General features: G+C 59.8%; 8 protein-coding genes. 2 read left to right on the top strand and 6 right to left on the bottom strand.

Features of this window, described 5'->3' with window-relative positions:
• Window positions 1–84: 84 nt before the first annotated feature.
• The 5 genes from PJU76_RS08810 to PJU76_RS08790 form a co-directional block, all read right to left on the bottom strand.
• Window positions 85–3153, bottom strand: a complete 3069-nt coding sequence (locus PJU76_RS08810; RefSeq protein WP_271779223.1) for an efflux RND transporter permease subunit — start codon at window positions 3151–3153, stop codon at window positions 85–87.
• On the bottom strand, window positions 3150–4166 hold the full coding sequence (locus tag PJU76_RS08805) for an efflux RND transporter periplasmic adaptor subunit (protein WP_271779222.1): 1017 nt from the start codon (window positions 4164–4166) through the stop codon (window positions 3150–3152). Before PJU76_RS08805 ends, PJU76_RS08810 begins: the two co-directional genes overlap by 4 nt.
• Window positions 4163–5467: a TolC family protein gene (locus PJU76_RS08800; protein ID WP_271779221.1), complete on the bottom strand. Its 1305-nt coding sequence runs from the start codon at window positions 5465–5467 to the stop codon at window positions 4163–4165. Before PJU76_RS08800 ends, PJU76_RS08805 begins: the two co-directional genes overlap by 4 nt.
• A gap of 85 nt (window positions 5468–5552) precedes the next feature.
• Window positions 5553–6995, bottom strand: a complete 1443-nt coding sequence (locus tag PJU76_RS08795; RefSeq protein WP_271779220.1) for a heavy metal sensor histidine kinase — start codon at window positions 6993–6995, stop codon at window positions 5553–5555.
• Complete coding sequence (locus PJU76_RS08790) at window positions 6973–7647, bottom strand: heavy metal response regulator transcription factor (protein ID WP_271779219.1); 675 nt, start codon at window positions 7645–7647, stop codon at window positions 6973–6975. Before PJU76_RS08790 ends, PJU76_RS08795 begins: the two co-directional genes overlap by 23 nt.
• 105 nt (window positions 7648–7752) lie before the next feature.
• On the opposite strand from PJU76_RS08790, the gene PJU76_RS08785 reads away from it, so the two are divergent.
• Window positions 7753–8691 (top strand): hypothetical protein, encoded by a 939-nt coding sequence (locus PJU76_RS08785; protein ID WP_271781005.1) that lies wholly within the window; start codon window positions 7753–7755, stop codon window positions 8689–8691.
• A gap of 15 nt (window positions 8692–8706) precedes the next feature.
• On the opposite strand, the gene PJU76_RS08780 is transcribed toward PJU76_RS08785, so the two are convergent.
• Window positions 8707–9309: a cytochrome b/b6 domain-containing protein gene (locus PJU76_RS08780; protein WP_271779218.1), complete on the bottom strand. Its 603-nt coding sequence runs from the start codon at window positions 9307–9309 to the stop codon at window positions 8707–8709.
• 327 nt (window positions 9310–9636) lie between these two features.
• Here PJU76_RS08780 and PJU76_RS08775 point away from each other — a divergent pair, with 327 nt between their 5' ends.
• Window positions 9637–12000, top strand: a complete 2364-nt coding sequence (locus PJU76_RS08775) for a TonB-dependent receptor (protein WP_271781004.1) — start codon at window positions 9637–9639, stop codon at window positions 11998–12000.
• Window positions 12001–12131: the final 131 nt, after the last annotated feature.

Genomic DNA, 12131 nt, shown 5'->3' with positions numbered 1-12131 from the left:
AAAAGAACCATTGATCAGCCGCCATGATAAAACGGGCGCGGTCGGCATGACAGACCGCCATAAGCACCGTCGTCGAGAAAAGGGTTATCCAGGAAGCGATGCTTGCCGCGCTGCTTTCGCTGTCAAAGCGCTATAAATCACCGGTGCCAGCCACAAAGACATGAATACGGACAGCAGCAGGCCACCCATGACCGCCACCGCGAGGGGCTTGAGCAGGTCAGTGCCGTGGCCGATACCGATGGCCAGCGGCAAAAAGCCGAAGACATCGGCGAGCATGGTCATCAGGATGGGGCGCAAGCGCTGGCGGGCGGCTAGGGCGACCACGGCGGGGCGCGGCTGCGGACCCCCGAGTTGCCGGGCGCGGGCAAAAATCAGTATCACATTGTTGACCGCAATGGCAAAGACCAGCAGCACGCCGAGAAACGCGGTGCTATCGAGGTCAATACCGAGGAGCAGGAGCGCCAGCAAGGCCCCCGGCGCCGCCAGCGCAATCGCCAGCAGGGAGGAAATAGCCGCCCGCTGACTGCTGAACTGAAAGCCGAGCAGGATCAGGAGCAAGGCCAGCGCCCCGCCGAGAATCAGCGCCATCTGCTGAAAGCTCTGTGATTGCTGACGATAATAGCCGCCCAGCAAGGTCGTCACGTTGGTCGGCAGATGCAGGTTCGCTACCACCACACGTGCTTTAGCGGCGGCCTGCGCCAGTCCCTCACCGGGCTTCGGCTGCAGCCAGACATAAGCATCGGGCACCAGATTTTGATGGGTCACAAAGGGTACCGCCCCCTGCACATGAACGCCGGCGATGCTTGCCAGTGGAGTAAAGCTTCCGTCCGGCAAGCGAATGGGGAGGGTGTCCATCTCGCGCGGGGTGAAATCGTGGCCGGCGAGGCTGACGCGAATCGGCAGAATCTGCTCGCCGTGCAGGAGGAAGCCCGCCTGTCGCCCCCAGAAACGCTCTTTGACCTGGCTAGCCAGCACTGGCGGGGTGATGCCATAAATCGCGGCCAGTGGCGATGGAGTGATCTCCAGCTCCGGACCCGCTGAAGGTGACTTGAAGTTCACGGACTCAAAGGCATGGCTCTGGCGCAATGCCGCCGCCAGACGCGCTCCCTGCGTGCGCAAGGTGGTGGAATCCGAGCCGAAGAGATAAACCACTAGCGGCGCGTGGGCACCCGAGAGATTGCCCAGGCGTACAATCATCGTTTGATGGAGCGTCAAGGAGAGCAGATTGGGGGCCGTCTGACGAAACTGTGCCCGCAGCGTGTGCATCACCGTCTCGGTGCTCTGCGCGTGATTGGACTTGAGGACGATGGCGATAGCCCCTTTGTTGGCCGGCGCATGGAGGAACTGGAAACCGCGCCCGACCATCAGCGATGCCCGCGCCACATTGGGATTCTCCAGCGCCACCCGCATGAAATCCCGCCCCACGCGGGTGGTTTCCGCCACGCTGCTGCCGACCGGGGTACGGAAGGGCACCGAAATCACGCCCTCGTCCCAATGAGGCAGGAAGGCGGTAGGCAAGGTGGTCAGCGTCAGCCATCCCGCGACCGCGAGGAGCAGGACCACCGGAATGGCCCACCACGGGCGACGCATGCCGAAAATCAGCCAACGGCTGAAATGTCGGCGTAACCAGCGCTCAGCGCCATTCCGCCGCTTCTGCTGCGGGCGCCCGGCGAGCCAGGCGGCCAGCACCGGCGTCACCAGCAGGGCAACGATTTGCGAAGTCAGCAGCGCAATGACTATGGCCAGTGCCATATGTCGGAACAAAAGCCCCAACGTGCCGGACAAAAAGATCAGCGGCAGAAAGATCAGGCAGGAGGTGAGGGTGGCCAGGGTCATCAGTGGCAGAATTTCGGCAGCGCGGCGCAAGGCTTGCCGCCGTCGCGTCGTGCGGTCACCGTGCAGGCCATGGATCCCGCGTTCGATCACCACGATGGCGTGATCCACCAAGGCACCGATCGCCGCTGTCAGGCCGCCGAGCGTCATGATATTGAGTCCGTAGCCCAACGTATGCAGCACCAGAAAAGTAGCCGCCAGGGCCAGCGGGACGACCACCAGGGTCGCCAGCGCCCCGTCGAAACGACCGAGAAAGGCGAAGACCACCAGCCAGGCGATCAGGCTGCCGAGCCCGAGGGCGATCCAGACGTCGCGCAGGCTGCTGCTGATCAAGTGACTCAGGTCATAGATCGGCACCAGTTGCACGCCGGGTGGCAGGTGTGTCCGTAAGGCGGCCAGCCGACTCTGCACGGCACGGGCGACATTCACATCGTTGGCTCGCGATTGCGACAGGACGTCGATGATCAGGGCATGGCGGTAGCCGGGGACGGCGGCATCGGTGAGCAAGGGGGGCGGACCGACCTGTACCCGCCCCAGCGCGCCCAACGCCAGCGGGGCGCGGATGCCTTCGGCGTTGGCCGGGCCGAGGGGCAGGGTCAGGGTGGCCAGATGCGCCGTATCCACCGGCCGCGGCGTCGTGGCGACGATAAATTGCTGGTGATAGGCATGCAGAACGCCGGAGAAAAAAGGCCCCTGGGCGCGGCGGAGGGTGTCGATCACTTGCTGTGCCGTCAGGTGATATTGCGCCAGGCGCACCGGGTTCAGATCGATATGCACCTGCGGCCAGCCGCGGCCGGTGCTCTGCACCTGATAGACACCGGGAATCGCCAGCAGGGCGGGGCGCACCTGGAAGGCGAAAGTCGGCATCATCGCCGAGCTGCCCTGCTGATTGGAGACCAGCGCATACTCGGCGAAGGGGTAGGTGTAGGGCGCCATGCGCGTCACCCGCATCTGCGCGCCAACGGGTAAGCGAACCTGCGAGAGGCGGGCCTGCAGCATGAGATAAGCGGTCTGCGGGTTGACGCCGGGATTGAAGTAAACATTGAGCTTGGTCAGTCCGTTACCGGTCTGCGAGCGCACCAGCCGGACGCCCGGCTGACCCTTGGCCAGCGCCTCCAGCGGTCGGGTGATCTCGACCTCCATGAACTTGACTGGCAGGCTACCGTCATTGACCAGTACTGTAACGCGCGGAAAATCGACATTGGGAAACACGCTTTCCGGCAGACTTTGCAAGGCAAACCAGCCGGCGGCCAGCAAAAACAGGGTGGCGAGGATTATACTGAAGCGATTTTCCCAGAGAAAATCCAGATAGCGCTTCATGGCTTTTGGACCTGCACGGGGGTGCCGGCGACGAGACGGGCATTGCCGGAACGGATGACGAATTCGCCGACCCGGAGATCACCGCTGACCCAGGTACGATCGCCCCGACTGGCAACGATACGGACGGGTACCACGACCGCCCGTCCGTGGCGGATGGCGAATACCTCGGTGCGGGAGCCACGCATGACAATACTGGTGGTCGGTAAGACGAGGGCCGTTGCCTCTGGCGCGGACAGTCTTACCTGCAGCCATTCGCCTGGCAGCAGCAGGCTGTGGGCGGGCAGATCAATATAGACCGACACCAGACCCAGATGCCGCGCACTTTGCCCGACAGAGCGAATCTTGCCATGCCCCTGCCAGCCGCTGCCATCAAGCCCTACCACCATTCCCGGCTGCAGCCCCTGCGCCACGGCAGGGGTGACATAGGCGTGCATCCAGGGTATCCCGCGCCCGGCGAGGGTGGCGATGGGCTGGCCGGCATTGACCACTGCCCCAGCGGGTATCAGATAATGCAGGCTCCCGGCGAACGGAGCAGTCAGTTGCTGCTCGTTGGCTTGCGCCTGTAGGACACGGAGAGTGGACCGTGCTTCATCCAATGCCAGCTTCGTCCGTTCCACATCCTGCCGGGAGAAGACGCCATCGGTATAGAGCTGTCGGTTGCGGAGCCACTGACTGCGGCTGAAAGTGACCCGCGCCTGAGCGGCGCTGATGGTCGCCCGCAGGCCGGGCGGCGCGATACGCGCCACCATGGCGCCGGCGGGGACTTGTCCGGCCGGCAGCAGCGGGCCGAGCACCCGGCCGGTAACGGCGGCGGTCAAAGTCACTTGACCGTTGCTCTCGACGGTGGCGAGTACGGTGTTCTCCTGCCGGGCCGGCGCGGAGGCGACAACGGCTACGCGTACCGGCAGTGCCCAAGCCGCGCTCATGCCGGTCAGCCAGAGCAGGATGGCGAGGCCGATAACGGCGGGCCAGCGTGGGGAAATGTGGATCATCGAGCGTTGGCGAGGGGTCATGACGATTTCCTTTGATCGGGCAACAAGCCACTATCCAATGCCAGTTGCGCACGTGTCAGGCGGGCGCGGATGGCGGCGCCCGCGCTTTGCAACTGGGTTTGTACCCAGTCATTCTCCGCTTGTTGTAACGCCAGTGCGCTCTCCGCACCGGCGAGGTAGCCCTTGCGGGTCATGGTATAGACCGTCCGTGCGGTCCGGGCCAGCGTCTGGGCGTCCTGCAGGGCGTTTGCTGCCGCCTGTGCCGCCCCGTAATCGGCCGCCAGACGGCTGCGAATCTGCAGTCGCAGCGCCGCCTTGGCGGCCCGCATGGCAGCCACCTGCTCCTGCGCCGCGGCGACGCGATCCCGGTTGCGGCCAAAGCCAAAAATGGGCATCTGCAGGCTAAGGATCGCCTGCCAGCCCAATCGCTGGCTTTGCGGCAGTGTCGAGGTGTCCACCCCATAGGCGCCGGTGGCGGCGATGATCGGCAGTCGCGCCGCCTGTCGATAGTGCAACAGCGATCGCGCCGATTGAATTTCGCCATCGGCGACGCGCAACAGCGGCTGCGATCGATCGGCTTGCTGGCGGAGCGTATTGGTACCCGGCAAGGCCGTGCGTGGGACGGCGACGCGCGCCAGCACGGGTAACGCCGCCGTTGTGTAACCGGTTTGCAGCGCGAGCACCTGGCGCGCCGCCTGCGCCCGTGGCCGCGCCTGATCGAGTCCCATCCGGATACGCACCAGGGTCAACTTGGATTGACTCAGATCCAGGCGGGAGCGGGTCCCCGCCCGGTAGCCCTCTTGTGTTGCCACGAGCATCTGGCGCGCGGCCGCCAGCGCCTTGCGCCAGACGGCCAGAGTGTTGGCGTCCAACGCCATCTGGTAATAAGCCATGGTTACCTGCGCCGCGACCGTAAGCCGTGTCTGTTCCAGCCGATAACGGGCGATGGCCGAGCGGTTGCGGGCCAGCGCCGATAAGGCATAGGCTTGCGGCGTATACAGTGGGATCTGCAGGCGAACCTGTCCGATCAGTTCCCGCGCGCCATTGGCGCTGACAAAGCGCGGCTGGCCGTTCTGGGTTTGGGTCCAGATGCCCCCGGTACTCAGCGAGAGGGCGGGCAATAGATCCGCACGCGCCGCGCGACCCTGATCCCGACGCTCCGCGATCATGTGCTGCGCCTGCTGTACCACCGCCTGATTGACCAGCGCCCGCTGGATGGCACTCCGTAAAGTCAGGTCATCCGCCGCGGCGATACTCGAGAGCAGGCAGGCGCCGATTCCGAGCGCGGTCGTTATCCGCCGTGTTGCGGCTTTGTGTATCATGCACCGACCTTTACATTAAAACGAACCATGAGCGCATCATCGCAAAAGCAGGGAACCGGAAGATGACCGCAACCTGACGGATTCGTCATCTTGGCTGCGATGCCGGAGTTTCCGCCGCGATAATCGGGAAAGATAACGTGACGGTGGTGCCTGTCCCCAATTCACTCTGCAGTGTGGCCTCACCGCCGTGCAATTGCATAATGGACCGCACGATGGCGAGCCCCAGTCCGGTGCCCTGACCCTGACGCAGACGTGCCGCATCCGCGCAATAAAAGCGGTCAAACACATGCGGCAGGTCCTCGGGCGCTATCCCGGAGCCGCTATCGCTGACGACGATCTGCAACAGCGATGGCTGAATGGCGGTTCGGATACTGATCTGCCCGCCCGCAGGGGTATGGCGCAGCGCGTTGCCGAGCAGGTTGCCCAGCGCGCGCCGCAACAGCCCTGGATTTGCCGCTACTGGCCCACTGGCCTTGTTGACCAGCGTGATGTCCGACTCGTCGGCCATCGCCTGATAAAAGGCGCAGACTGCCGCTACTTCTTCCCGGCTGTCCAGCAACGGTGTGTCGAGCTGGGCATCCGGCTGCTCCGCGCGGGCGAGAAAGAGGAGGGCGTCCACCATGCGCGAAAGCCGTCCGTATTCTTCCATGGCCGACTCGATGCACGTCTGATAGTCCGCCGGATTGCGGCCTCTGGAAAGTGCGATTTCCGCCTCGCCGCGCAGGATATGCAGGGGCGTGCGCAGTTCATGGGCGATATCTGCGGAGAAGCGCGAGATACGGTTGAAGGAGGTCTCCAGCCGACCCAGCAGGCGGTCAAAGTTGGTCGCCAGATTGCGTAGCTCGCTCGGCCAGGGTTCGTCGGCAACGCGCCGATGCAATTGCCTGGCGCTCAGCCCATCGATAATCTGCGCCAACCGTGCAACCGGTCGCATAGCCCGGCGGGCAATCAGATAGCCCGCCGCCACCGCCGCCAGCAGGACGAGAGTCGTCGCCAGCAGCAGCGCCCGCCGATAAATGGCCAAAAATTGCGCATTCTGCGTGGTGCTGATGGCGACATAAATCGTTGTGGACGGATTACCTGCAAAGCGTTGCGCCATGACCAGATAATGATCGTGATCGTGTATTTTCCATTTCCACTCTTTTTTTTGCAGAGTGTTTGGCGATTTCGTGAATGGTCGTGAGCTATCCAGAAGCGGATTGAAGTCACGACCGCGGGCAATAATGCCGACAGGGGAGCGGCTGACCCAGATGAATACGCCGCGAATCGTACTCGCCTCCAATTGTGTTTCGTGTCGTAGCGCCGCTGCATTCCCGGCATGGCGACCCAATGCACTATGCACCGCATGGATCTTGCTGGATAAAATCTGGCTGTCGACCTGCTGCAATTGCTCCACGAGTACCCAATACAAGGTACCGCCAGCGGCGACAATCAATAAAACGCTGAGCAACGCGTACCATAACGTCAGCCGTATGGCTATCGAACCGGTAACGCGGCGGAAGGCTTCAGTTGCGTGTTTCAAGAACATAACCAACCCCCCGCAGCGTATGAATCAACCTGCCGGAATAGGGGTCGTCGACCTTTCTGCGCAGCCGCCGGATCGCGACATCCACCACATTGCTGTCGCCGTCAAAATTCATATCCCAGACCTGCTCGGCGATCCGTGTGCGGGTCAGCACTTCTCCGGGAAAGCGCATCAGATAGGCCAACAGCCGATATTCCTGAGGGGCAAGGCCGATGCTCTCTCCCGCCCGCCAGACCTTATGCCGCAACAGATCGACTTCCAGATCCGCGTAATGGAGCACGTCTTCGGCGCGCAGGTGACAGCGGCGCAGAATATTGCGCACCCGCATCAGCAATTCAGAAAAGGCAAAGGGCTTGACCAGATAATCATCGGCGCCGAGTTGCAAACCCTTCACGCGTTGTGAGATGGCATCCAGCGCCGTCAGCAGAATCACCGGCTGATCTGCCCGCCGCCTGCGGATTTCCTGCAACACCCACCAGCCGTCCCGTTGTGGCAGCATGACGTCCAGTACGATGACGTCGTAATCGCCTGTCGCCGACAAGTGTTGTCCGTCCACACCATTGGTCGCGATATCTACGACATTCCCTTCCTCCATAAAACCTTTTTTCAAAAAGGCGGCGGTTTTTAGCTCATCTTCGATGATCAATATTTTCATGGTGTTTGTTCTTTAATAACCAGGGCAAAAGATTTTCCGATCTTTGACCTTCTTGTCGATTTCCTGAAGAATGTCCGCATTATTAATGACACAATGAGAGGTATGATGAAAACACCCCAGCCCTTGGAATCGCGTCGTAAACAGGCTTTTGGTGCTGTTCGCATCCTTTTTGGTCTGATCTGGCTGGTCAATACATGGTTGCAACTTAACCCTGTTTACAGTACTCACTTTCTCGGCACCTTCGATGCTGACTGGGTACCCGGACAACCCGCCTGGATCGCCGGTTATGGTCACTGGATGGCGCAGCAGGTTCAGCAATTGGGTGCGCAGCATGTGGCGTATGCGACCATAGTGCTCGACGCCATTTTGGCCATTTCCCTTATTACCGGTATCGGCCTGCCGCTGCTGGCCTGGGTGGGCGTGATTTATAACCTCTGGCTATGGAGTACCGTTGGCGGTTTTGGCGGCCCCTACACCCAGGGCGCGACCGACCCTGGCACCGCCATCATCTATGTGCTCTGTTTCCTTTTGGTAATCTGGACACGGAGTTGGGAGGGGCTGAGTCTCAGTAAAGTACCGCATCGTCCTATTTCTGCGCCGGCCGTACACACTGCGCGTGTCTTGTTCGGCATGCTCTGGGCCTTCGATGCGTTCTTGAAATGGCAGCCCTATTTCATCAATCATGCGGTCACCTACCTGCAGCAGGCCCTGCCGGGCGAGCCGGCATGGATTGCCGCTTACATCAGCTTCTTCATCACGGTCATCACCTGGGTCGGGCCGGTGCTCTTTGGTTATTTTGCCGCGATCATGGAAAGTATTATCGCTTTTTACCTGATCATCGGCCGTGGCCTGCGCTGGGTGATTCCTGTTGGTATTGCCTACAGCATCGGCGTCTGGACCACGGCGGAAGGCTGGGGCGCACCGTTTCTGCCGGGCGCCACTGCGAATAAGGGCGATGTCCTGGGTACCACCAATATCTATGTCATCGCGTTCCTTTTTCTGGCGGTCTGGGTTTATCTCACCCCACATCGTAAAGAAAATTAGGGGGCGGTTTACGGTTTACTGGCGAAGGAGGAAAATACGCGCCAGAACCCGGTGACCCAGAATCTCGTGCAACAGTGCCATGCCGATATGGCCGTACCAGTACACCCAGGCGAGGTTGGCGATAAGACTGTGCAGATCGGCGACGTTGCCGACGAAGGGTGTTTCCGCACCGCTCTTTGGGTAAATAAAAAAAAGTACGGCACCGGTGGCCGCCATAGTGGAGACGGCGAGAAATCCCAGCCCATGGACGAGTCCCGCCAGCCCCCCCTCGGGGCCTCCCTGGGGTAATTGAAAGCGCAGGATCTGGCGTAATTCCACCAGGAGCTTCGCCCGCCCTTTTGCATCCCAGGGAAACAGGTGGCGGAAGCCACTGTCGTCACGGGTGAGCAGTGCGCTCCATACCCAGTGGGCGATGATGACCCCAACCGTAGCCAAACCCACCCACTCATGGAGTTCAAAGGATAGGGCCTGGGTAGATGTCAGCACCCGACCCGGCTTGGGGTGTTCCATGATCAAACTGATGAGGAGTTGAAAACTCACGGTGACCGCCATGCCCCAGTGAAGGAGGCGTGTGCCAGTATTCCAGTAGGTGACATGCGGGGTTGAACTCTGTTTCATAGGCTGCCCTCCTTGGGTGTCGGTTAAATCGCAAGCACGATCTGGCTTCTGATGATAGCATTGCCCGCTGACTAGGTTATATAGACCAATACCTTGTGCTCCGATTACACGTCAGATGCCCGCCTTTTGTCGAAGGCGGGCATCGCATGTATTCAGAGGCGCATCATCCGCATTTTTAGATTCCTCCTAAAAATATCATAAAAAAGTCATCGTGTTGTCACGTTATCGTCACATCCATTGATTATGATGCTCACTCTTTGAAAAGCCCAAAGACGCTTTAAAAAGATTCTTTAGGGCTGCCGATCATACCTAGGGAGTGTCTTGAATATGTGTAACACCACGAATTTACGTCCTATAATTGTTGCGCTCATGGCATCCGGGGTGATGTTGTCGAGCGCTCTTGCCCTGGCCGATGGCGTCACTGCCAGCACGGTAAGTGCCGACCATGCTGCCGTCGACGTGGGTCAGGTCAATGCCGCTGCACAGGGAAGTTCTTATCTTGGGAGCAGTGAGGCGCGGTCCCTTACCCAGAAGCACCGTTTTAATTCAGGGCAATCGGTGAAAGTGCTGGACAAGCATGAATTGGCGGCTGCTGGTCCGGTAGGCGGCAGCGCGCAGGCGTTGTCTTACGCGCCGGGCGTCAGCGTCTCCAGCTATGGATACACCGGCTCCACCAAGACCTCCATCAGCGTGAACGGGATCAAGCAGGGTTGGGGCGGTTTCTCCGGTGGCCAGATTGACAACGGCAGTCTTTCCGTCACCTTTGACGGCGTTCCCATGGTGAACCCCTCCACTGGCCTCTGGGAGAGTCCGCAGGTGCCGCAGAACGGCATTCTACAGGGCATCGGCATCACCTATGGTCCCGGTAACCCGGTGGATCGCTGGTATAACAACATTGGCGGCCAGATTGATTTTGTTCCCTTGCAGCCCACAAATAAAGCCGGTGCTTCGATCAAAATGAGCTACGGCAGCTACGATACCAAGAATATCGTCTTCAATGTGCGCACCGGGAGCATAGACGGCTGGTCCACCATCCTGGCGGGCGGCTCCGGTTCCGGCAACAGCTACCGGCAAACCCCGGATGGTTTTGCCAACCCCAGTTATAACTACGCCTGGTTCCTGAAAACCCGCAAGACCTTCAGCAACGGTGACTTTTCACTGGGTGCCTACCTGGCGAAAGGTTCCGGTTACCGGCCGGTATCCATCCCCCTCAGCCCCATTGCCGGCGTGACCATGGATGGTACCGCAAACTCGCCGCTGTATAGCCAGGCGACTTCCGGGTATTATTCATCGCTGCCGGAAAACGTCTGGTTCAAACGGGACGGCAATACCACCTGGCTGGTCTATAGCAAACTGAACCTTGCACTGGACAGCATGGTGGGTCTGCATAACACGCTCTGGTATCGCAACGGCCACCGTCTGCATTTCCACTACAACAACTACGGACTGTCCAATCCGAAGAACCTCTACGAATACAATAACCCTCATACCAATGTGTATGGTGACAAACTGTGGTTTTCGGTGGCCTTGCCCTACAACGACGTGAACGTGGGTGGATTCTTCCTGAACAGCCGGTATAACTCGCGGAACGCCTTTTACAATACCAACCCGCCGTACTACGGCTCGGCGTCTGTGCCCAACGCGCACTACCGCAGCGACTATTTTGACCAGACCGACCTTGCCGCGTTCATCCAGGACCGGATCAGTCCGATGAAAAACCTGCATATCACGCCAGGCGTGCGTTTCATCAATTATCAGACGCGTTACACACCTGCCGCGCAGTCGGATTTCGCCGCGGCTTATGCCCTGTATCCGCAGAATAATCAGGGTACGCTACCGACCGCCAGCAACAGCTTCACCAAGGTGGAGCCCTCGGTGGATTTCAACTGGCAGCCGATGAAATGGCTGGCGGTGTTTGCCAGCTATGCGCAGGCTTACAAGGAGCCGCAGGTGGGCGGCGGTGGTGGTCTGTATCAAAGTACCCCACCGCTTTATAGTCTGGAAAAAAGCGCCGATTACAATGCCGGCATAAAGGTTCATTTCAGGGATGCCGCTTACCTGCATAATTTTTTCCTGCTGGCGAGTTTTTACCATCTGCACTATACCAACCAATATATTCCGTTCTACGATGCCAATGGCAATTATCTGGGTGACGCGAACGGTGATTCCATCTATCAGGGTGTCAATATGGCGCTGGAAGATGACCCGATCTACAATCTGCATGTCTTTGCCAATCTCAATTTCGAGAAGGCGACCTTCGCCCATTACGTGACCGGCGGTGTCAGTTATGACGGGCTGCCGGTATCCAACGTGCCGAGCAGCACCTTTAATATCGGCACGGCGTACAGCTACTATCTCCCGGGCGTGTTGCTGGAGCCGCGAGTCTGGTATCAGTACACGGGCGCGCAAAGCATGTTTAATAACAATACGACCGCGCCCAGCCTGCAGAAAATGCCGGGTTATGGTACGGTGAACCTGGGTTTTGACAGCACCATCCCCACGCGTGGGAGTATTCCGGGTTTGAAGGATGTCAAGCTGAGTGTCGACGTCCTCAATCTTGCGAATAATCATTACAATGAGTTTCAGTATATTACGGCCGGCGGACTTCTGGGAGGGAACTCGGCTGGGCAGGTGCTGGCATTGCCCGGAGCTCCGCTGACGGTATACGGAAGTATTGCGGTAAACTTCTAGCTTTACCGTTGCTGGTAATTTTCGGCAGAAAGGTTCCAGCGTGTTGTGTCTGGGGCTTTCCTGCCGATATTTTTTGTAGGATGGCGAGCCTGCATTCAGAAATCTCCGCTTGGCCGGCGCTAAGCCTGCGC

It is taken from the genome of Acidithiobacillus ferriphilus, from assembly GCF_028215975.1.
GTDB classification, from domain to species: Bacteria; Pseudomonadota; Gammaproteobacteria; order Acidithiobacillales; family Acidithiobacillaceae; genus Acidithiobacillus; species Acidithiobacillus ferriphilus.
Note: the sequence above shows the minus strand (reverse complement) of the source record. Positions and strands in the feature narration are given on the sequence as shown.

What these genes read in the sequence shown, in the direction of transcription:
- PJU76_RS08810 (WP_271779223.1), bottom strand. Translation starts at nt 3,153, where the DNA reads ATGAAGCGCTATCTGGATTTTCTCTGGGAAAATCGCTTCAGTATAATC.
- PJU76_RS08805 (WP_271779222.1), bottom strand. Translation starts at nt 4,166, where the DNA reads ATGACCCCTCGCCAACGCTCGATGATCCACATTTCCCCACGCTGGCCC.
- PJU76_RS08800 (WP_271779221.1), bottom strand. Translation starts at nt 5,467, where the DNA reads ATGATACACAAAGCCGCAACACGGCGGATAACGACCGCGCTCGGAATC.
- PJU76_RS08795 (WP_271779220.1), bottom strand. Translation starts at nt 6,995, where the DNA reads ATGTTCTTGAAACACGCAACTGAAGCCTTCCGCCGCGTTACCGGTTCG.
- PJU76_RS08790 (WP_271779219.1), bottom strand. Translation starts at nt 7,647, where the DNA reads ATGAAAATATTGATCATCGAAGATGAGCTAAAAACCGCCGCCTTTTTG.
- PJU76_RS08785 (WP_271781005.1), top strand. Translation starts at nt 7,753, where the DNA reads ATGAAAACACCCCAGCCCTTGGAATCGCGTCGTAAACAGGCTTTTGGT.
- PJU76_RS08780 (WP_271779218.1), bottom strand. Translation starts at nt 9,309, where the DNA reads ATGAAACAGAGTTCAACCCCGCATGTCACCTACTGGAATACTGGCACA.
- PJU76_RS08775 (WP_271781004.1), top strand. Translation starts at nt 9,637, where the DNA reads ATGTGTAACACCACGAATTTACGTCCTATAATTGTTGCGCTCATGGCA.